This is a genomic window from Sphingobacterium sp. LRF_L2 (assembly GCF_965644235.1).
In the GTDB taxonomy this organism is placed as follows: domain Bacteria; phylum Bacteroidota; class Bacteroidia; order Sphingobacteriales; family Sphingobacteriaceae; genus Sphingobacterium.
Genome location: NZ_CBFFRI010000006.1, coordinates 171,936 through 192,001, shown reverse-complemented (window position 1 = coordinate 192,001; position 20,066 = coordinate 171,936). Strand labels below are relative to the sequence as shown.

19 protein-coding genes and 1 tRNA gene are annotated in these 20,066 nt (G+C 39.6%); 11 read left to right on the top strand and 9 right to left on the bottom strand.

Annotated features, from left to right (window positions below; translation table 11 throughout):
• Positions 1-3: 3 nt before the first annotated feature.
• Together lpxD and ACSZOX_RS13670 are read right to left on the bottom strand one after the other, a co-directional pair.
• Positions 4-1,047, bottom strand: a complete 1,044-nt coding sequence (gene lpxD / locus ACSZOX_RS13675) for a UDP-3-O-(3-hydroxymyristoyl)glucosamine N-acyltransferase (RefSeq protein WP_437920593.1) — start codon at positions 1,045-1,047, stop codon at positions 4-6.
• Between the two features lie 49 nt (positions 1,048-1,096).
• On the bottom strand, positions 1,097-2,335 hold the full coding sequence (locus ACSZOX_RS13670) for an HD domain-containing protein (RefSeq protein ID WP_437920592.1): 1,239 nt from the start codon (positions 2,333-2,335) through the stop codon (positions 1,097-1,099).
• 298 nt (positions 2,336-2,633) lie between these two features.
• On the opposite strand from ACSZOX_RS13670, the gene ACSZOX_RS13665 reads away from it, so the two are divergent.
• The 6 genes from ACSZOX_RS13665 (at position 2,634) to ACSZOX_RS13640 (ending at position 7,970) form a co-directional block, all read left to right on the top strand.
• On the top strand, positions 2,634-4,190 hold the full coding sequence (locus ACSZOX_RS13665) for a PglZ domain-containing protein (protein WP_437920809.1): 1,557 nt from the start codon (positions 2,634-2,636) through the stop codon (positions 4,188-4,190).
• A gap of 12 nt (positions 4,191-4,202) precedes the next feature.
• On the top strand, positions 4,203-4,613 hold the full coding sequence (gene tsaE, locus ACSZOX_RS13660; protein ID WP_437920591.1) for a tRNA (adenosine(37)-N6)-threonylcarbamoyltransferase complex ATPase subunit type 1 TsaE: 411 nt from the start codon (positions 4,203-4,205) through the stop codon (positions 4,611-4,613).
• A gap of 74 nt (positions 4,614-4,687) precedes the next feature.
• Entirely contained in the window at positions 4,688-5,221 is a 534-nt protein-coding gene (locus ACSZOX_RS13655) for an RNA polymerase sigma factor (RefSeq protein WP_437920590.1), read from the top strand.
• Positions 5,218-5,964, top strand: a complete 747-nt coding sequence (locus tag ACSZOX_RS13650; RefSeq protein ID WP_437920589.1) for a hypothetical protein — start codon at positions 5,218-5,220, stop codon at positions 5,962-5,964. The genes ACSZOX_RS13655 and ACSZOX_RS13650 overlap by 4 nt, the downstream gene beginning before the upstream one ends.
• 55 nt (positions 5,965-6,019) lie before the next feature.
• On the top strand, positions 6,020-6,814 hold the full coding sequence (locus tag ACSZOX_RS13645) for an outer membrane beta-barrel protein (RefSeq protein ID WP_437920588.1): 795 nt from the start codon (positions 6,020-6,022) through the stop codon (positions 6,812-6,814).
• Between the two features lie 103 nt (positions 6,815-6,917).
• Positions 6,918-7,970, top strand: a complete 1,053-nt coding sequence (locus ACSZOX_RS13640; RefSeq protein ID WP_437920587.1) for an ABC transporter ATP-binding protein — start codon at positions 6,918-6,920, stop codon at positions 7,968-7,970.
• A gap of 11 nt (positions 7,971-7,981) precedes the next feature.
• Here the strand turns inward: ACSZOX_RS13640 and ACSZOX_RS13635 are convergent, their stop codons facing one another.
• Both ACSZOX_RS13635 and ACSZOX_RS13630 read right to left on the bottom strand, forming a co-directional pair.
• Positions 7,982-8,830 (bottom strand): alpha/beta hydrolase, encoded by an 849-nt coding sequence (locus tag ACSZOX_RS13635; protein WP_437920586.1) that lies wholly within the window; start codon positions 8,828-8,830, stop codon positions 7,982-7,984.
• Positions 8,831-8,837: 7 nt separating this feature from the next.
• Positions 8,838-10,049 (bottom strand): alanine dehydrogenase, encoded by a 1,212-nt coding sequence (locus ACSZOX_RS13630; protein WP_437920585.1) that lies wholly within the window; start codon positions 10,047-10,049, stop codon positions 8,838-8,840.
• Positions 10,050-10,232: 183 nt separating this feature from the next.
• Between ACSZOX_RS13630 and ACSZOX_RS13625 the strand changes: the two genes are divergently transcribed.
• From ACSZOX_RS13625 to ytxJ, 4 genes are all read left to right on the top strand, one after another.
• Positions 10,233-10,901, top strand: coding sequence for a tetratricopeptide repeat protein (locus ACSZOX_RS13625; RefSeq protein WP_437920583.1), 669 nt, complete (start codon positions 10,233-10,235; stop codon positions 10,899-10,901).
• A gap of 148 nt (positions 10,902-11,049) precedes the next feature.
• Positions 11,050-11,538, top strand: a complete 489-nt coding sequence (gene ribH, locus ACSZOX_RS13620) for a 6,7-dimethyl-8-ribityllumazine synthase (RefSeq protein ID WP_437920808.1) — start codon at positions 11,050-11,052, stop codon at positions 11,536-11,538.
• Between the two features lie 345 nt (positions 11,539-11,883).
• The gene (locus ACSZOX_RS13615; protein WP_437920581.1) at positions 11,884-12,612 is read left to right on the top strand and encodes a hypothetical protein; all 729 of its coding nucleotides are present in this window, start codon (positions 11,884-11,886) and stop codon (positions 12,610-12,612) included.
• Positions 12,613-12,615: 3 nt separating this feature from the next.
• The gene (ytxJ, locus tag ACSZOX_RS13610) at positions 12,616-12,948 is read left to right on the top strand and encodes a bacillithiol system redox-active protein YtxJ (RefSeq protein ID WP_437920580.1); all 333 of its coding nucleotides are present in this window, start codon (positions 12,616-12,618) and stop codon (positions 12,946-12,948) included.
• Here ytxJ and ACSZOX_RS13605 read toward each other — a convergent pair.
• The gene (locus tag ACSZOX_RS13605; RefSeq protein WP_437920578.1) at positions 12,935-15,415 is read right to left on the bottom strand and encodes a family 20 glycosylhydrolase; all 2,481 of its coding nucleotides are present in this window, start codon (positions 15,413-15,415) and stop codon (positions 12,935-12,937) included. The genes ytxJ and ACSZOX_RS13605 overlap by 14 nt on opposite strands.
• Positions 15,416-15,533: 118 nt before the next feature.
• Here ACSZOX_RS13605 and ACSZOX_RS13600 point away from each other — a divergent pair.
• Positions 15,534-15,605, top strand: a tRNA-Glu gene (locus tag ACSZOX_RS13600).
• A gap of 141 nt (positions 15,606-15,746) precedes the next feature.
• On the opposite strand, the gene ACSZOX_RS13595 is transcribed toward ACSZOX_RS13600, so the two are convergent.
• The 4 genes from ACSZOX_RS13595 to ACSZOX_RS13580 all read right to left on the bottom strand — a co-directional run bounded on the left by ACSZOX_RS13595 (position 15,747) and on the right by ACSZOX_RS13580 (position 20,063).
• Positions 15,747-16,304, bottom strand: coding sequence for a hypothetical protein (locus ACSZOX_RS13595; protein WP_437920577.1), 558 nt, complete (start codon positions 16,302-16,304; stop codon positions 15,747-15,749).
• Positions 16,305-16,328: 24 nt separating this feature from the next.
• Positions 16,329-16,784 (bottom strand): hypothetical protein, encoded by a 456-nt coding sequence (locus tag ACSZOX_RS13590; RefSeq protein WP_437920576.1) that lies wholly within the window; start codon positions 16,782-16,784, stop codon positions 16,329-16,331.
• Positions 16,785-16,955: 171 nt separating this feature from the next.
• Entirely contained in the window at positions 16,956-17,957 is a 1,002-nt protein-coding gene (locus ACSZOX_RS13585; protein ID WP_437920575.1) for a DUF4973 domain-containing protein, read from the bottom strand.
• Between the two features lie 27 nt (positions 17,958-17,984).
• The gene (locus tag ACSZOX_RS13580) at positions 17,985-20,063 is read right to left on the bottom strand and encodes a RagB/SusD family nutrient uptake outer membrane protein (RefSeq protein WP_437920574.1); all 2,079 of its coding nucleotides are present in this window, start codon (positions 20,061-20,063) and stop codon (positions 17,985-17,987) included.
• Positions 20,064-20,066: the final 3 nt, after the last annotated feature.

Here is a 20,066-nt window from a genome sequence, read left to right as displayed (position 1 = left end):
AGTTTATCGAGTTTCATCATAAAAATCCTTTAGCTTAGCTTCCAATTCTGCAATACGCTTTTCAAGCTGAGGCAACTTAACATATATCACCTGCGAACGTAAATTGCTATTATAAGATATTGCAGGGGAGCCTCCCCACTTCTTATTTTCCTGATCGATAGACCGATTGATACCAGATTGGGCTTGAATCTGTGAGCCAGAAGCAACTTGAATATGTCCAACAACACCTACTTGCCCACCTAACACAACATTTTCACCGATTTTTGTACTGCCTGAAATACCTGTTTGCGCTGCAGCAACGGTATTTGCACCAATCTCCACATTATGTGCTATCTGGATCAAATTATCCAATTTAACGCCCTTGCGAATAACAGTTGATCCTAATGTAGCTCGATCAATAACGGTATTTGCACCGATTTCAACGTCGTCTTCAATGATCACATTTCCAATTTGAGGTACCTTACTGTAGGTTCCATCCTTTTGTGGTGCAAAACCGAATCCATCACTTCCTATGACAGCACCACTATGTATCACGACATCATTACCGATGACACAATCGTAATAGATTTTAACCCCTGGATAGAGCGTCACATGATCACCAATAATGACACCATCACCAATGTAAACCTGTGGATAAATTTTCACTTGATTTCCAATGGTAACATCCCGTCCAATATAGGAGAATGCACCAAGATACAACTCCTCACCTACTTTGGCAGATTCATGAACGAAAGAAGGTTCTTCGATTCCTTTCCTTTCATTTCTCAATTGGTGATAAATACGAAGTAACTCGGAAAAAGACGAATACGCGTCTTTAACACGAATTAAGCTGGTCGAAACCTCTCGCTGTAAGAGTAAATCTTCGTTGACAATTACAGCCGACGCCTCCGTATCATATAAAAATTGCTCATATTTTGGATTGGATAGAAAAGCCAAAGAACCGGCCTTTCCTTCCTCAATCTTAGACAACTGATTTACAATGACATCCGGATCTCCTTCTACGTAGCCTCCCAACAATGTTGCTATTTGATTTGCAGTAAATTGCATTTTACAAATGTATACTTTTTCTTAATTATTTTTTATCAAATTATTAACCTTAGCGTAGTGGGAATCCAACTTCCTTTGGATAAGATATCGCATATTTCACCACACGCTTCGCTAATGCTTCCAAATTAGACAAATCAGATGCCTCTGTAATATCCTGTATTCCACCGAACTTATTCAATACCTTTATATTATTATTTTTGGTATCATAGGCACTATTCTGAATCGTTTGTGTATAGACAAAATAATCTATTTCATCGTCACTCAAGTCAAAATGAACTTTAACTCGCTTTCTTACATCCTCCAGTTCCTCCGTAGAGAAGGCTGTATTCCTAATCTCTGTTCTTAACAGATCTCTATTCATCAACTTTTGGCACAAGGTACTCAAAACCTTATCCTCTGCGTAAACCCAGTCTTTGATTGCAGACATGATATCGGTATCATCTAGGCGTGTAAACCAAGCCAAGTGATCAGGTGTATCTAAAAAATTATGAACATCAATCTTGTTGATCAAAAAATGACGTAGAGCTTTCGTCGCAAACAGTTCTTTCCCCTGCATGCTAAGTTCTTTTGCACGATAGAGAATCTTAATTAACATCTGTTCTGCCCCAATCACTGTTTTATGCAAATAAACCTGCCAATACATCAGGCGGCGAGCAATCAAAAATTTTTCGACCGAATAGATTCCTTTCGCTTCTAGCACCAACTCGTCGTCATGGACATTAAGCATCTTGATAATTCTATCAAAAGAAATTACACCTTCAGACACTCCGGTAAAGAAACTATCCCTATTTAAATAATCCATCCTATCCGTATCAAGTTGACTTGATATCAGCTGATGAAAAAATTTACGAGGGTAATGATCGTTAAAAATGGTAATCGCTAGCGTCAATCTTCCTCCAAACGCAGAATTCAGTTTATCCATGAGTAGTGAAGAAATCATTTCATGTGAAACGCCCTCTATTAACGTGTGCTCTAAAGAATGTGAAAAAGGGCCATGTCCAATGTCGTGCAATAATATGGCGGCCAATACAGCTTCTTCTTCCTCTGCCGTAATAAAAACTTCTTTACTCCGCAAGGTGTCAATTGCTAAACAAGTGAGATGCATAGCACCGATTACATGTTGAAATCGGGTATGCAATGCCCCTGGATAAACAAGATGAGTCATACTCACCTGTTTTATAAAGCGCAACCGTTGAAGAAACGGATGTTGGATAAGATCAAAAATAAATGCCGACGGAATTGATACAAATCCGTAAACTGGGTCATTAATTATCTTTTTCTTATTCAATTCTGACTACCTTTTATAATTATTATCTTTAATTTTGAACCTAATAAACAATGTATTTTGAGTTGTTGTCAAAAGAATACAACGTATTCAGTTCCTTCATCTAAGATACATTTCACCGCTCGTTATCAGGCGATTTTTCCAGTTTAAAATTAGCGCAAAGATAAGGAGATTGAAGTTAATTTATGTTAAAAATAAAGTAAAAAACTCCCTTCTGACTATTTTAGTATTTGATTCAAATTTTAGAGGCATACTGCCAAGAAGTTTTTTTAAGCTAAGAAGGTCGAGAGACACCACTATGATGATAAACAAGATACATATTCTATGGGCTGATGACGAAATAGAGTTTTTACGTCCCCATATTATGCTACTCGAAGAACGCGGCTACCGTGTGAAAACGGTCAATAATGGAAATGATGCAGTAGAGGCCTTTCAATCCGAACCCTTCGACCTCGTATTCCTAGATGAAAACATGCCAGGAAAAACCGGATTGGAAACTTTGGCGATCTTGAAAACCATCAACCCAACAATCCCAACCGTGTTGGTAACAAAAAATGAAGAAGAGCATTTGATGGAAGACGCTATAGGTTCTAAGATCGATGATTACCTCATTAAACCGGTCAATCCCAAACAAATTCTTCTAACGATAAAAAAATTCACCGAAAACAAACGCCTAGTAAGCGAAAAAACGTCCATGGCATACCAACAGGAATTCCGAAACTTGGGCATGACCATAGCTGACGACCTGGACCATAAGCAATGGGCCGAAGCTTACAAAAAACTAGTATATTGGGAACTATCTTTACAAAAGCTAGAGGATGCAGGCATGCATGAGATCCTAACCATGCAAAAGGCAGATGCTAACGCATTGTTTTCCAAATTCATCGAAAAAAATTACATCAATTGGATTCAAAATAAGGTAGATGGTCCGATGCAATCCCATCAACTTTTTAAGAAGAAGGTATTTCCCATGCTACAGTCGGAACGTCCTACATTTTTCTTTTTAATTGACAATCTACGTTATGATCAATGGAAAGTGATCAACGAAGTGATAACGGACTATTATAGACTGGAGGAAGAAGAAGCATATTTCAGCATTCTCCCTACAGCGACGCAGTACGCAAGAAATGCAATTTTCAGCGGATTAACTCCTTTGGAAATGGAAAAACGCTTTCCGTCACTTTGGCAAAATGACGACGATGAAGGGGGAAAAAACATGCACGAAGATAAATTTTTGGCAGATCAGATCAGTCGATTGTACCGTCGAGACATTAAACACTCTTACCATAAAATATTAACATTGGATCAGGGTAAAGATGTATTAGATGCATTAAACAATCTCATGCAAAACGACTTAAATGTACTTGTTTACAACTTTGTGGATATGCTTTCGCATGCCAGAACAGATGTAGCTATGATCCGCGAATTAGCCAATGATGAGGGTGCTTACCGCTCTCTTACACTTTCTTGGTTTGAGCATTCACCACTCTTGGAGGCACTAAAATGGCTAGCGCAACGCAATGTAAAGATTATTGTAACAACAGACCACGGAACCATCCGAGTGAAACGTCCGAGCAAGATTATAGGTGATCGAAATACCAATACGAATCTTCGCTATAAGCAAGGAAAAAACTTAAATTACAATGCGAAAGAGGTTTTTACGATAAAAAACCCTCATGATGCCCAACTACCAAAGCTTCATGTAAGTTCCTCTTTTGTTTTCTCCAAGGATGACTATTATTTCGTTTACCCAAACAACTACAATCAATTTGTCAACTACTACCATGGTACTTTTCAACATGGAGGAATTTCTCTGGAAGAAATGATAATACCTTACGCTGTTTATTCGCCAAAATAAATAAATTTGGCCATGGAAATCCTAGTTAATAACATATCAGAACTAGCTAACGCAGCGAAAATGATCCTGAATCATTATCTAAAGGATAGAATTTTTCTACTTCGTGGCAATATGGGGGCAGGGAAAACGACACTCGTTAATGCTTTTGCTCAGGAATTAGGGGTAAGCGATAGCACTTCCAGCCCCACGTTCTCCATAGTCAACGAATACGCCTCCGCTTCAGGCCCTATTTATCATTTTGACTTCTATCGATTAAAGAATGAGGAAGAAGCACTGGACTTAGGCTATGAAGAATACTTTTATAGCGGTTGCTATTGCTTTGTCGAGTGGCCTGAAAAAATCCCTAATTTACTTCCTTTAGATGCTCGACAGATTCATATTGAAATCCTAGATCCCACCGTCCGAAAAATTATTGCAAAATAATTTTCGCATCCATGCAACCTTCTTCCTTCTTCCTTCGTCTTTCTTATAAAGACTGATTAACCCAGGAAACAAATATGTTGGATATCATTTGGACAAAATGCCTGAAAGGAGACAGAAAAGCTCAATTTCAACTGTACCAGCTGTTGTCCAAAAAAATGTATGCCGTATGTATTCGCTACGCTCCTAATGAAGCCGCAGCAAAAGACATTCTGCAACTGGGATTCATCAAAGTTTTTCAGAAGTGTCATTATTTTGAAAATAAAGGTTCTTTAGAAGGATGGATAAGGAAGATCATGGTCAATACGGCTATTGAAAATCATCGAAAGAACAATCTATCCTATCTGGAGCCCGTAGACGAACAACACCATACAATTCCGTCTACGGACAGCAGTCAAGACAACCTTTTGTACAACGACTTACTGACACTGATAAAAAGCCTTCCTATTGGCTATAGAACGATTTTCAATCTCTACGCGATAGAAGGTTACTCGCATCGCGAAATTGCAGAAATGCTATCCATCAGTGAGGGCAATTCAAAGTCGCAACTTTCTCGAGCGAGACAATGGTTAAAAGATAAATTGTTAAAAATGGAGGATCTAGAGATATGAATGACAAACAAATAGACAAGTTGTTTAGTGACTATCTAAAAGATAAAGAGGTATCACCCGATCAAGATCTTTGGAAGAAAATATCGGACGAATTAGACCGTGAAAAAGTCATTCCATTGTGGCGCAGACGCTGGATTTCCTATGCAGCAGCCTGTGTATTGATTGGCACTATCAGTTGGGGGACCTTTCACTATTTCAACACTGACTTCCGAACCGACGAAATGCCCCGCTTAGCGCAGCAACCGAAGGTACTAGAGAATGCCGTAAAACAACCCTTATCAGTCCCCTTGACGCTAGCAGAAGAAACGCCTAAAATGCCTGAAGAAACCAGAGAGAGTTTACCATCCTCAAGTTCTGGAGAAAGTCCTGCGTTGAAAAACGAGAACTCGTCGCCAAATGAAATCGAGAAGAAGAAGCTCATGCGGTTAGAAATCGAAGTGGCCCAATTGCAACAGCCAACCTACAACAGGACTGCCGATGTGCCTCAACATATTACCTACCGTGTTGTCGAAATCGACCCCATACAACCTCTCATAGAAAATCTAGAGGAGGAAGATACCATGCTTGCTGTGGCCCGTCCAACACAAAACAATGGATTAGTATCCGGATTACTTAACAAAATTTCGGATGTTATCAATCCAGATGAAACGAAAACGGTTCATTTTAGCAACGACGATGAAGGCTCTCTGCGTATAGATGTATACAATACATTTGTAAGAAACCGAACAAAGAAAAGAAAATAACATTATTAAACGAGACTTAGCACTAAAACAAAACGTATTTCAAACAATTACACATATGAAAAATCTTATATCAAAAAACATACTTGCTGCATTTGGTTTACTAATCATTTTCCACGCCAACACAGTCGCGCAAGAAGTCGAATCCGACAGCATTGTGAACTCCAAAAACTTTGATCTCGAACCAACAATCGGAAAGAAAGACTATGACGATGATGGTAAACAAATTAAATATCCCCGCATTTTCGGCGGATTGACTTTTTCACGCATAGACTGGGGATTTTCGCGCCTTATCGACGATGGTAGCTTTACGCTATCTGCTGACAATCAATTTTTAGATTACAAGAAAGCGTCAAATTTCGGCTTTGATCTAGCACAGATTGGACTACGCTTTAACGACATACTGAAAGTTTACCTTTCTACAGGTTTCGAATGGAATTATTTACGGTTGAAAAAAAATATTATTTTAGATACGGAAGCGACTCCACTATCTTACGCAGATTCCGACATACAGTATGATAAAAACATTTTCACATCCACATACCTTCGCCTACCACTAACCTTCGAATTAAGAAGTCGGAAAAATCGTCATGGCGACCGGGCGAAATTCGCATTCGGAGCAATGACAGGCATCTTATTAAAGGGAACACAACGGCTTAAAAGTGAAGAGCTCGGTAAACAAAAATATAAAGACAACTATAATCTAGCCAGTTTCCAATATGGAGTATTTGCCCGAGTAGGCTTCGACTGTGTAGGGGTATTTGCCAAGTATTACCTGAACGACATGTTCGAAAACAGTCCTGCACAAGCCAACGTAAATAACTTTACCTTCGGACTTACCTTAGGATTCTAAAGCAGATTGAACACCTAAAGAACGTATACCTCCGAAATCCCAATTCCTTAAAATATAAATACGTACTTTTGTGCCGAACACGTTGTTCGGCATTTTTTATCTTATGGTACAACAATCCTATTCCTGTCAATATATCCCAACCGATACACAGCAAGTAGGCCTTCCCTTGATTCATGGGAAAGAGCTCTCGCACATCTTCATGGCAAAACAAGAAGTCGTCGCTGTCAACCAGGTAGATTTCGGTATTCAAGAAAATAAAATAACAGCTATCATTGGGGAGTCAGGTAGCGGAAAGAGCACCTTGTTGAAACTGATTTATGGCCTCCTAGAACCCAATAATGGAGAAGTAAGATATAAAGGTTGGCTTGTCCCTACTCGAAAAGATAAGCTTATACCTGGCCATGATGCGATGAAATTGGTTTCGCAGGGATTTGACGACCTCAATCTATACGCAAAAGTATGGGACAATGTTGCCTCACAACTGCCCAATACCAACCTTTCCCGTAAAGAATCAAAAACAAGGGAGACATTAGAGCGATTAAAAATCGATCACCTTGCACAACAACGGGTAGCCGACCTCAGCGGTGGAGAGAAGCAAAGGGTTGCTATTGCACGGGCTTTGATAAACGAACCCGAGGTGCTTTTAATGGACGAACCTTTTAATCAAGTTGATGCTGCCTTTCGGGATGCACTACAACAAGACATCAAGCATATCGTTGAAGAAACCGGCTTGACAATTATTTTGGTATCACATGATCCAACAGAGGTCCTTGCGATGGCAGACGAGCTTATTGTTATGAAAAATGCGAAGATTGTAGAACAAGGTTCTCCTCAACAATTATATTATACACCAAAACATAGCTATACAGCGCAACTTTTGGCAAAAAGTAATATCTTATCTCGTGAACAAGCATCCGTCCTGGGTATTACAGCCAGTGCCCCGATTGGTATACACCAAGAGGATATTATTTTCCAACAGAAGATCGATGGAAACTATCAGGTAACCGACATTAGATTTCGGGGTTTTTATAAAGAGGTCGTGATGTCTAATGGCAATGGACTGACATTACATGCCATTATGCACCCTGTATCAGATATGATAATCGGAAGTAAATTGGATATCACTATTGCAAAGTATATCCAATTTATTCAATAGGATACCAAATACTACTTATCCCCTAAGCTTTTCAACCAAACAAACATGGCATCAGACCATTTTCCAGCATCGGTCTTGTTCACTAAACCGAAGCCATGTCCTCCTGTTTTATAGAAAAAAATGCCATTGTAGACTCCAAATTTATCCAAAGCCTCTTTGTAACGTAGCGAATTGGCAATCGGCACAGCGGAGTCGTCCTCGGCATGCACCAAATATGTAGGCGGCGTTTTTTCAGAAACTTGCGTTTCCAATGAAAAATAAGCTTGATCATCCGCTGTCGGGGTTGCCCCAATAAGATTCTTTTTTGAACCTTTGTGCGTGATTGCATCATCCATCGATATTACTGGATAAACTAAAACCGAAAAATCCGGCGCTAATCGAGTATTCTTAGAATTCTCGATTTTTACATCATCAAAATGGTTTGAAAGCGTAGAGGCCAAATGTCCGCCTGCAGAAAAACCAAGGACGCCCACCTTTTTAAAAGCGTACTGCTCACGGATATACTGCATAGCGCGTTGCGCATCTTGCAAGGGGCCGATTTTCCGTTCTTTCATGGTTTGATCTTTCGGCAACCGATAATAAAGTACAAAAGCACTATATCCCTGCTTATTAAATTCTTTCGCCACAGCGTGCCCTTCATGATCAATAGCAACGTGAGCATATCCCCCTCCCGGAATAATTAATACAGCTTTATCCGAGCCTTTTATTTCATATCGATATAAAACAGGGATATCAGCATCTCCTAATTTTTCAGCAGCTGATGCTACATTCGGTATTTGCTCATAAAGTGTTACTTTATCTTGAGCCAGCGTGTAATAGTTTAACAACACAACAAATAAAAATGAAAATATAAATCGCATAATAATATTATTGATTAGCTACAATAATTAAGTCTAGATCTTTAGAAGGTAAATTAAATTTTTCCGCAATATCTTTGTTCGTCAACATCCCTTGATAAAGATAAATGGCACTCCGGATACATTTGTCCGACCAGATCATATTATTCATGCCTCCACACTCGCCAATTTGTAAAAGCAAAGGTGTAAAGATATTTGTCAACGCATAAGTCGCAGTTCTCGCTACTCTAGATGCAATATTTGGCACGCAATAATGAATCACATCATATTTACGGAATGTCGGCTTGTCGTGGGTTGTAACTTCCGATGTTTCAAAACAGCCTCCTTGGTCTATACTGATATCGATAAGAACCGAATTAGGTTTCATTTTCGACACGGTATCCTCCGATATAATACAAGGAGATCTGCCATTTGTTGCTCGAACGGCACCAATAACCACGTCACAGGACCGAACAGCTTTATTTAAAACGATAGGCTGAATAACCGATGTAAAAACCCGACTACCCACATTATTTTGTAATCTACGCAACCGATACACAGAGCTATCGAAGACTTTCACTTGTGCCCCTAGTGCTATCGCAGCTCGAGCTGCGTACTCACCGACTGTTCCAGCACCTATAATCACCATTTCCGTTGGGGGTACCCCCGTCACACCGCCTAGCATTAATCCTTTTCCATCGAAAATATTGCTCAGATATTCTGCAGCAATCAGCACTGAGGTAGCACCTACGATTTCACTCATCGCACGTACAACAGTAAGATGGCCTCCCTCATCCTTCAAATACTCGTAAGACAATGACGTGATTTGCTTCCGCATCAAACTTTGCAGCACTTTCAGATCCATTAAAGATGGCTGATGAGACGACAATAGAACCTGCTTTGCTTTCATCAACCCCACTTCTTCTAAAGTCGGGCTTGCAATCTTGATTAAAATATCACAATGAAATACTTGCTGCCTGTCGCCTGTAATCCTTGCCCCTTGTTCGCTGTAATGCCTATCTAAAAAATTTGAAGCTTCTCCTGCTCCAGATTCGATAATGACTTCATGACCATATTCTACCAACAGCGCCACAGAAAGAGGGGTCAACGGAATTCTCTTTTCCTGGAACGATATTTCCTTTGGCACACCGATCTTTAGTGTATTATTTGTCTTTCCCACCGTTGCCAAAGCCTCTTGCGTTTGAAATATGGCCTTCTGCGCAATTTTCGATATATCATTCATGCTATCAATCACATCCAATTTTTAAACTAGTGAATTTAGAGATTATTCTTGATATTTGATAATATTTAAATTTACATTTCTACCAAAATCTCATTTTCCCATCTTCCTTTTTTTTTATAAAGCTTGTATTAAACTTTTAAAAGTGTAATTTTGCGTTCCATATTTATTATACGATAATAACAGATGTCAAACACAAATGTAAATCCAACAGAACCTAAAAGATCATCGGGTTCATTTTTTCAGGACAATCAAAAAAGCATAATCTTCATTGTTGGCGGTATCATCGTCTTGATATTGTTGTATTTAGGTTATCAAAAACTATATCTAGCGCCGCGCGCAGAAAAGGCTTCCAACCAAATTTATAAAGCGGAAGAATATGCCATGATTGATTCGTTACAAGCTAAAGCTATTAATGGCGACGGTTCATTTCTTGGTTTCAAAGAAATCGCAGACGAATATTCAAACACAAAATCTGCAAACATTGCAAATGCTTATTTAGGTGGATTGTTTTTACGTCAAGGAAACTTACAAGACGCCATCAAATATCTACAAAAATACTCCGATACAGGAAGTGAAATTCTTGACCCATTGGTAACAGGATTAATTGGAGATGCCTATTCAGAGTCTAAAGATTATAAATCAGCAGCAGACTACTACAAAAAAGCATCTGATAAAAGTAAAAATTCATACACGACTCCTTTATTCTTAAAAAAATTAGGCTTAGTATATGAGGCGTTGGAAGATTTCAAAAATGCAGAACAAGCTTACCAAACAATAAAATCTGATTACCCAGAAAGTCCAGAAGCCAATATGATAGATGGTCCATTGGCAAGGGTACAAGCCAAACAATAAGGCGATAAAAAAAAATATATCAAAGCTGCTTTTGTAAGAAAAGCAGCTTTTTTTTGCTCGAACAGGTTCTTATATAATTGATGTAATGAACTCGCGCCAAGATTGTTCACTCAATGGAATCATGAAAGTTTTGCGTATCTTTGCCCGCATGTCAAGTAGTTTGAAAAATTTATCGGATTTCTCTCATTTAGAGGTCGGAAATGCTAAAGGTTTAAAATTTGCCATTGTGGTGGCACAATGGAATGCAACAATAACCGGAGCGCTTTTAGACGGGGCCGTGACAGGTCTAGTCGCACATGGCGCTTTAGAAAGCAACATTGAGGTTGTCCGCGTCCCTGGAAGTTACGAACTTATAGCGGGAGCAGATATTGTGTTAAGAGATGAGAGCATCGACGCCGTGATCTGTTTGGGATGTGTCATTCAAGGAGAAACCAGACATTTTGACTTTATCTGTAACGCCGTAGGCAATGGTATTGCAAATGTAGCTTTGAAATACAACAAACCAGTCATTTTTGGCGTTCTAACAACAGACAATCAAGAGCAGGCATTAGATCGTGCTGGAGGAAAACATGGGAACAAGGGGGAAGAAGCGGCCATCACGGCAATCCAAATGGGACTTATCAGTCAGAAATATTAAACGTATTTCTGACGGTATTATAAGTAGCTTAAATCATACGAGAACGTATTGGGTTCTTTAGTAAAAGAACCCAATACGCAGATCGACAAAGAGCGCAAGACTACTTTTAAAAGCAGTACACATGAATAAATAATGATTTAGATATGAAACGCTATTTTATAGTATTAATCGGCATTTTTTTTCTAGGAAGCACTATTTTAGCTGCTTGTTCTTCACAGAAACAGTGTGCAGCTTACAGTACGTACCCAAAGAAAAAAAATCGGTCAAAATAAGATAAAAAAAATAAGCTGAGCTTCCTCTCTTTACCCAAATAGAAACGAAGCCAGTTTACTTATGGAAGTTACTATGAAAACATTCCTAAAAATCATTCTACTAGGAATCTATATCCTAAGCGGAATAATAGTAGAGGCGCAAGGCAATCACGAATCGGTTTCCGCGTTATGGAAAGGTATTGGAGGAAAAACAAAGTGGGACAATACCAACTATATTCTTTTTACTGCCAATGGCAACGAAGCGAAATATCTGCAAGGTGCTCGAAAATTCCTTATCAATAAACAATCAGGGCAGGTGCGTTTCGAAGGAAAATCAGCCGATGGCAACAATGTGGTGGTTTTATTCAATTTCAAAAACCAGAAATTGATACGGTTCTACAATAACGGTGAAGAAGTTAAACTTACAAATACGACCACAAACGATAGCTTCTTAAAGATCTATGAGCAATTCAAAAAAGATGTAAATTTTCTTTTCCTTCCAGTCCTAATGGATAAACCTGAGACTAAAACAGGTAAATCAACATTAAAAATTGTAAATGCAGAAAAATTGCAGGCCGTTCCTTTTCAACTCAAAGACAATGCCCTTTCAGGGGAAGTTTTTTTTAACAACGAAACAGGATACATCAAGCAATTAGTAGACAATGACGGGAATGAGTTTTATATTAATGGCTATAAAGACATTGGAGGAGGATTATTCTTACCCACAACTTTTAAAAGCATGAACAATCAAGACAAGAGTACATCCTTTACTACGGTGGCAGCATTTACCGAGATGGAAGACTCTAAATTTTCAAATTTATAAAAAATGAGCTGGAAACCATTATCAACCATTGTCGAATTAGAAGAACTTTCTCAAAAAAACCAAGTTTTTTTTATCTTCAAACACAGTACACGCTGTTCCGTGAGCAGTATGGCGCGCCGCTCGTTGGAGTATGATTTCCACCTACTCCCACCCGATATGCCCATATACCTCCTTGATCTCATTCGCTTAAGAGATGTTTCAGACTATATAGCCCAACACTGGGACGTGAGACACGAATCTCCTCAATTACTCGTATTAAAAGGAGACTCATGTCTTTTCCATGCTTCTCATCAGGACATTGAGTTAAAGCAGATTCTCCCTTTTATTTCTGAATAACGGAAACAACTCCTTTTCGCCCTTCGGCATCGATAACTACGAAGTTATAAATCTGCCCTTTAGCGACTTTTATTGGATCTGTATAGCGGATGCTGGATAAGGCAGGGCTACTGCCGTCCTCCGTGTAGTAAATGTTAAATCCAGGATATTCTGTATTCGCATAGAGCTTCCCTTTTTCTTCTTTCACACCTACTCCAGGCAGACGAAACTTAACCGAAGATGCTAACTTAGGCAATTCGTTAAACCCAATTTTATTCAACAACGAACTGTAATCGCGATTGAAGGCGTCCACATCTAATACAGCATCAGACTCATACGATTTTTCTGGTGCCCACGCCCGTTCTGCCAAAGCGAAAAAGCGAGGAAAGACCATATAATCCAACCGATCCTCTGTGGCTACGGTCTCTGCCCACAGCCCACCTTTTACGCCTAACAAGTTTGATTTGCCCTTTTCATTGAGCCGAACCTTATTATTAAAATATCCGGTCTTATATTTCGAACCATTCACAGTTTGATGTATACTTCCGAAGAAGTTTGCCGGAAGAAAGGTATAAGACTGGTAAAGGTCTGCATAAGTTGCCCATTTTAACCCTGGCTCAGCAAAATTCGTATCCCAAGCCATATCAAAATAATTGTTATTAGCACTGATATAAGCCGTTTGATAGCCGGCATTAGCCAATCTGTAAGTCAAGTCCTCTTGTCCTCCACCAATCAGATTGTTCCAGACATCCAATTGTATATTTGTACTTGCCAACTGTTCATTAACCTCCATGCCATTTCCCCTGTTTACCATCCCCATCTCTTCCCAACCAGCCATTTGTAATCCTCGATCCTCACAAAGTTCATTCACCCGCTTAATATAATAAGGCCATACCTCGTAAACAGATTTAAGTTGCAAACTATCCATCAACGATTTAATTTTAGGTGAATGTTCCCAAGCCCCAGAGGGTACCTCATCTCCCCCCAAGGATACTTTATTCAATTTCAATCCTGCGGCTGTGTACATAGACTTAAACTCATCCAATACCACACCGATAAAACTATACACAGATGGCAATGCAACATTCATCACATTATCGGTCCAATATTGAGCAGAACTGTATACAGAGTGATCATCGAAATCATGCAGCAGGTAGCGTTCAGCTTCTGTTCGATTTCCTTGTTCCATATACCGATGATAGCGTACCTCCATCGCTTTAATAGATGCACGCGCATGCCCAGGAGTCTCGATTTCCGGCACCACAGTAATATGACGTTGTTTCGCATAACGGAGAATTTCAATAAAGTCTTCCCGTGTCAGAAAATCCTTTTCCAGCTTTTCAGCTCCTGATCCATAAGCAGGTTGTATGCCTTTATTTGTCAAAAATTCCGGTGTACGATTAGCCCCGATTTCGGTGAGTTCAGGTAACGAAGAAATAGCAATGCGCCAACCTTCATCATCAATAAAATGAAAATGGAAGGTATTCAACTTAAAGCGAGCCATCAGATCCAAATACTTGAGGATCGTCGATTTGTCTTTAAAATTCCGCGCAATATCCAACATGAAACCACGGTAAGCAAATCGTGGCTCATCGGAAATTTCAAGTATAGGTAACTCGACCTCCAGTGCTTCAAAGTCTGACACCCCTAATAAAGACTGTAGGGATTGTATTGCATAGAAGACTCCCGCAGGATCAGTCGCTTCTATAACGATGCCTTTTTTAGTGATATAGAGTTTATAGGCTTCTTTTCCCAAAGTAGTCACCTTTTTAATTTCAAGTCCTCCTTTTCCAGCATTCCGAACAAAACTGATATGCTTAAACCGAGAGACAAATGCTTCCAAATTAGGCAGCTCTCCTTCAAATGAAGGATCTATACAATATGTAATTTGCCCACGCAATGTAAACTTACCTTTCCTTTCTTTTAATGAACTTGGTGTAGGCAATATGGTATGGCTATTTGTAGAGACCTGACGCGATGCATTTTTCATATATAATTGCGACCAATAGTTATTTACATTCTCTACACTGAGCTGCAAAGGACTAGCTTCTAATGAAACGGATAAATATTCGTTCGGATTTGTCCGACTCTGTAAATAAAAACCATTAGGCACATTAGAAACATTTAAAATCGGATACTTCGATGTATAGGTTACTTCTAGAGAATCACGTATTGCTAATTGCAAACCGTCAGCGAATCTAATTCTAAACAAGTTACCATTCTCGTTAGAAATCTCGTAAACATCCGTTTTCTTTTCTGAGATAGGGAAAATTGCATTAAACCAAAGATCCTTCTCCGCCAACAGAAGAGCTTTACTGCCCACATTCTTCAACACCAATTTTAGGTCTAGTTTATCAACACCATTATAATCCAACGTCTTATGCCAATGTAGTGCAACAGGCGCCACCTCTTGGGAAAAAACGGAATAACTTCCCAACATCGATAAGCCTAAGGCCATCAACTTCAAGATTCCTTTTGTTTTCGTCATGTCTAGTCTAGTCTTTGAAATGAATCTAAAAGTAAGATTTTTCTTCGTATTATTTTTTTTTAAAAAAATTTTGGATAATAAATAATCCTTTCTATATTTGCACACCGAAACACAGAAAGGCCCGTTCGTCTAGGGGTTAGGACGCAAGATTTTCATTCTTGAAACAGGGGTTCGATTCCCCTACGGGCTACAAAAAAGCGACTTCAAAAGAGTCGCTTTTTTTCAACCTAGTTTTCATATCGCAGACCAAAATTTACAAAAATCACTTAATTTAGTTACACAAAGAAATAGTCGGTGGAATAGATACGCCTACCTAGCAGATGAAAGAAAACTACAAATTCGAAATACGCACCAAATAGCTCAATACCGTCATACGGTCAGGACAAAAAACAATATCACGTAGACCATTGCTGCTATAACCACCAGAACAGGTTACACAAATTTCAACAGCACCCACGACGAGATTATATTCATCATAAAACACTAATAAATGTCGTGGTTCATAACACCCAGCAACCATACGTTCGGCGCAAAGCTGGTCCTCATATAATGCCGCTCTCCACTCTCGTTTTAAACTATCTCCCAATATAACTCTCGACAGAATACTATCCGCAGGTACCATAAGTCTTCCATTAAAAATCAATGGAGAAGGCCCAACAAAAGCATCTGCCCACCAAGCCATCCGATTGTTGTAACAAAGCAACTCAACATGTTTTGCTAAATCAAAAGGGATAACACCTGCAGTATCCCGTCTTTCCACAATTGGTGGCCTCATTCTTTTCCCCTTATATAATCCCCCCAACTCCTGACCAAAAAGCGAAGTCCCTAGCGACATCATTAGGATAAATAAAAGTCCGTGCTTGTTATTTTTATAAACCATCTTTTTCATCTCCTATTCATCAGCAATAAAAATTTAAACAGCCTTTTGTCTCAATTTCAAGATAATCTTTAAAAGAGCTGCTCTATTTTTTGCACTATGGTAAAACCTAGGCAATTTCTCCAATAGTGTGAAATACGTACGATCTTTATGTTCCCGCAATTTAGCTCCAATATAAGCCTCTAGGTAATTCAAATGATGACCATTATAAGCAAAAAATACTTCACCTTTGAAAGGATGCTGTAGCCAGAGTTCGGCATCAAAATAAGTGTGAGCCGCTAATACACAAACCGATCGAATCTTTCCAAAATAAACCACACGAGATCTTCTTTGATGCAAACCACAGTATTCACAAAACAACCTCGCCTCGACCTCATCTACAAGCCCAGTAGCTATCGCCTTCTTACGACACATCGGACAATGCACCCAAACTTCATTATAGAAATCAGAAGCTCGTAAATTCTCATCTTGAAAACGGAGTTTATCGGACATGACACAAAGTTAATATACAAGGCAACATAGACAAGCCACAAAGAAAGCAAGAATCAACAAGCACTCAAATACCCCATTTGCGGTATTTGTTCTAAACATACAATAAAAAAGGAAAAGCGACGGACGCTTTTCCTTTTCTATACTTCAAGCCCTAATCATTACCTCCTTAACCTACCACTGAATCTGTTGGTCTTCATCCGGAACCAACGTATTCAGATCACGCTGCATAGATAAGGTCCCATCCACCGTATATTTCAATCGCTGTCCGGGCACTGTGGTATAATCTTCAAACTCATACGAGAGATACAACGTAATATAGATATGTTTCATGTAAGGAAGCTGGGGATCCCATTCCTCATCAATGATATAATAAGGTTGTGCGCTACCTTGTTTAAACTTATTATTCTCAGCATTGTCACTCCATATCTCTAACTTTCTCTTCTGCACATCGATAATCTCATCGGTAAAACGAATAAAAACTTTATAATCCTTCCGATCTCGATAATCAATATCCCGTATTCCAGCATATAGGAAAATTGTATTTTCGTCTACCACAAACGTACGATGCGTATTTAGGGTAAGTGGTTCACTCGTATTCCCATCAAGGAATATTTTGTACAATGTTCCACCATAAGTTCCCGAGTAATCGTTAAATGCCGTGATCCGCAACATCGCACGGCGAAATTGTTTATGTGGATTAACCTGATAATTTCCCGATACATCAGGTAAAATCTGCAAAGGTAACACCCACTTATCGACTTGATCCAAATCACCCAACGAAAATTCAATAGGAACAGTTACAGCACTTTGTCCAGCCGGCACTTTGATTTGGTCGGGCATACTGTAATACTGACTTTCCAATTGTCTAAAATAGAGCTCCGAACGTTCCCCATATTGTTCCCGATTTAAGATTGCCAACGTATCCGAATCTAGGCCCAATCTCACCATACGATCCTGCACGTTTGGTGTAGAACCACTAATAATCACCGGTAAATCAAATCGAACCTTTCCATTGGGATTATAACGGATATAAGCTGGGGTTACACCTTGATCATTCGGTTCCGCTTTAAAAGATACCAATTGCTCATACTGTTCATCTTCCCACTCGTTATTACAGGAAATACTACAAATAGCCGTAGTTATTACCAAAAATAGAATATGTATATATTTCATAATCATTGTTGCTACTTAATTACTTACCTATTCCGGATTTGTCCAACCCGGATTTTGTGTCAATTCTTTATTCCGTCGCAACTCATCGTAATGAATAGGCCAAAACCACATCTTCAGGGTGAATATCGATGGCAAAGATGGAATCTCTACCGGCATATGGAAAAGTTCGGCCTGTGCAGAAGTACTATAAGCATTACAGCCATAAACTGGAGCAGCCTCTTCCGTTGGCGCATCTGTCCAACGGCGAAGATCAAAATAACGGTGTCCCTCTGCAAACAACTCAATTTGGCGTTCCCGCTTCAGTTTAATCCGGAACTTATCCGCATCAGCATACACCTCATCACTGTAGTCAGGCACCCCTGCACGAATACGGATAGGTTGAATTCCTTGCTTCATCTCCGCTACATTACGCGTTATGCTATGCGTTTTACTACCATCCCAAGATTCAATATTATAAGAACCAGATAATTCATTGAGTGCCTCAGCATACATCAACAGCACGTCAGCATAACGAATGGCAGGATCCACTTTGTCTTCTATCCGCGATTGGTCATACGCGGTAACCGCAACATTACTGATATCATTTGGGTGAACATATTTTTTGATACCTATCCCCGTGCGAGGCCAATAGGTTGTATTTTTATAACCATTCGGATTTCCACGATAGTAATAAATCTGTACATTCTTGACTTCATCATTTTCTTGTAAGGCATTTAAAAAATTCCAAGTAGAGCCATTGTAAGAAACAGAAGCATAGAAACGAGGTTCCCGGTGTACATACTGCTTGTGCACACCAACCCCCAAGCTCCCTAGCTCGGGATAGCTCCCCAATTCAGCAGTCTGCACAAAGCCAGAGGCACGCGCCTGCGTATTATAACGCCCGGCATACCCTGAACGACCTTGATACATATCGTTCATTCCTGGCAAATCACTTCCATCATTCATATAATAAGCATCAATCTGCTTCTGTGTCATACCATGCGAATTATACCCCTTTCCTTCCAGACGAGGAAGCTGATGAAGCACCAACACTTTAATCCCCTCTCCACCTTGGTTCTGACCACGTGTAAAGATCAGTTCTGGATTTTCGGCGACATTCACCGTTCCATTAAATAACGCTCGGTAAGACTCAAAAGGATCAATATCACTCCATCCATTAGGCCAAGCATTTGTAGAAAAATTCGCATCAAACGGCGGTGTTACCGTAGCAGGATAAGCAATATCACCCACCTCTTTTTTATAGGCCACGTATAAACGATACTTCCCCAAATCCATTACATCCTTAGCGGCCGCTGCAGCTCTTGCCCACTTCGATTCATCATAATTTGCAGACAACAATCTATTTCCTTTTTTATCAACCATAGCCGCTGCAACATCCGCTGGAGCTTTTCCATTAAAAAGAGGACTTGCAGCAAACAGTAACACACGAGCACGCAAAGCCAACGCCGCCCCGCGCGTTGGGCGGACAATCTGCTCCGTTCCACGCTGAGTAGCAAGCCCCTTTGCCGATTCTGCCAACTCTGTCGCTACATAGACCGCACAATCTTCATAAGTATTTCTGGCTTGCGCAATAGCATCGTAATCCAACGTATAATCAATTCCTTCACTCGGAACAATCGGAACAGGACCGTAGGTCCGCATCAGCACCCAATAGAAATAAGCCCTCAGAAAACGTGCTTGTGCTTTCATATCGGTTATTGCAGCCTCTGAAAACTCCGTGTTCATATCAATATTATTCAAAAAAACAGAAGCCTGACGAATTCCCTGATAAGCTGTTACCCATATCGATTTACTTTCCCCACCTAAGCCATTTTCATCATATTGCCCATTTTTCCATCTTTTATACTCATCATTTTCGTCCCCATAATACATATCGTCGGCAAAATTAAAGGGCACACTTTTCTTACTGCTCACATCTTGCATCACGTTAGTTCCTAGAAAATAATAAGCCCGTGCCAACCAACGATTTGCATAATCCGAATTAGTAAACACATCTTCGGTTGTCATACGTTCGTCAAACAAGTAATCCGAATCCAAGTATTTCGTACATCCGCCCCCCATGAAGATCAAGCCCAAAGCGAATAAAATTATAGCTACTTTTTTCATACA

Excerpts from the sequence above, each read along its gene's own strand:
- ACSZOX_RS13665 (WP_437920809.1), top strand. The coding sequence starts at position 2,634 with ATGATAAACAAGATACATATTCTATGGGCTGATGACGAAATAGAGTTT.
- ACSZOX_RS13590 (WP_437920576.1), bottom strand. The coding sequence starts at position 16,784 with ATGTCCGATAAACTCCGTTTTCAAGATGAGAATTTACGAGCTTCTGAT.
- ACSZOX_RS13605 (WP_437920578.1), bottom strand. The coding sequence starts at position 15,415 with ATGACGAAAACAAAAGGAATCTTGAAGTTGATGGCCTTAGGCTTATCG.
- ACSZOX_RS13650 (WP_437920589.1), top strand. The coding sequence starts at position 5,218 with ATGAATGACAAACAAATAGACAAGTTGTTTAGTGACTATCTAAAAGAT.
- ACSZOX_RS13635 (WP_437920586.1), bottom strand. The coding sequence starts at position 8,830 with ATGCGATTTATATTTTCATTTTTATTTGTTGTGTTGTTAAACTATTAC.
- ribH (WP_437920808.1), top strand. The coding sequence starts at position 11,050 with ATGTCAAGTAGTTTGAAAAATTTATCGGATTTCTCTCATTTAGAGGTC.
- ACSZOX_RS13595 (WP_437920577.1), bottom strand. The coding sequence starts at position 16,304 with ATGAAAAAGATGGTTTATAAAAATAACAAGCACGGACTTTTATTTATC.
- ACSZOX_RS13630 (WP_437920585.1), bottom strand. The coding sequence starts at position 10,049 with ATGAATGATATATCGAAAATTGCGCAGAAGGCCATATTTCAAACGCAA.
- ACSZOX_RS13645 (WP_437920588.1), top strand. The coding sequence starts at position 6,020 with ATGAAAAATCTTATATCAAAAAACATACTTGCTGCATTTGGTTTACTA.
- ACSZOX_RS13625 (WP_437920583.1), top strand. The coding sequence starts at position 10,233 with ATGTCAAACACAAATGTAAATCCAACAGAACCTAAAAGATCATCGGGT.
- ACSZOX_RS13585 (WP_437920575.1), bottom strand. The coding sequence starts at position 17,957 with ATGAAATATATACATATTCTATTTTTGGTAATAACTACGGCTATTTGT.
- ACSZOX_RS13640 (WP_437920587.1), top strand. The coding sequence starts at position 6,918 with ATGGTACAACAATCCTATTCCTGTCAATATATCCCAACCGATACACAG.
- ACSZOX_RS13580 (WP_437920574.1), bottom strand. The coding sequence starts at position 20,063 with ATGAAAAAAGTAGCTATAATTTTATTCGCTTTGGGCTTGATCTTCATG.
- tsaE (WP_437920591.1), top strand. The coding sequence starts at position 4,203 with ATGGAAATCCTAGTTAATAACATATCAGAACTAGCTAACGCAGCGAAA.
- ACSZOX_RS13615 (WP_437920581.1), top strand. The coding sequence starts at position 11,884 with ATGAAAACATTCCTAAAAATCATTCTACTAGGAATCTATATCCTAAGC.
- ytxJ (WP_437920580.1), top strand. The coding sequence starts at position 12,616 with ATGAGCTGGAAACCATTATCAACCATTGTCGAATTAGAAGAACTTTCT.
- lpxD (WP_437920593.1), bottom strand. The coding sequence starts at position 1,047 with ATGCAATTTACTGCAAATCAAATAGCAACATTGTTGGGAGGCTACGTA.
- ACSZOX_RS13655 (WP_437920590.1), top strand. The coding sequence starts at position 4,688 with ATGTTGGATATCATTTGGACAAAATGCCTGAAAGGAGACAGAAAAGCT.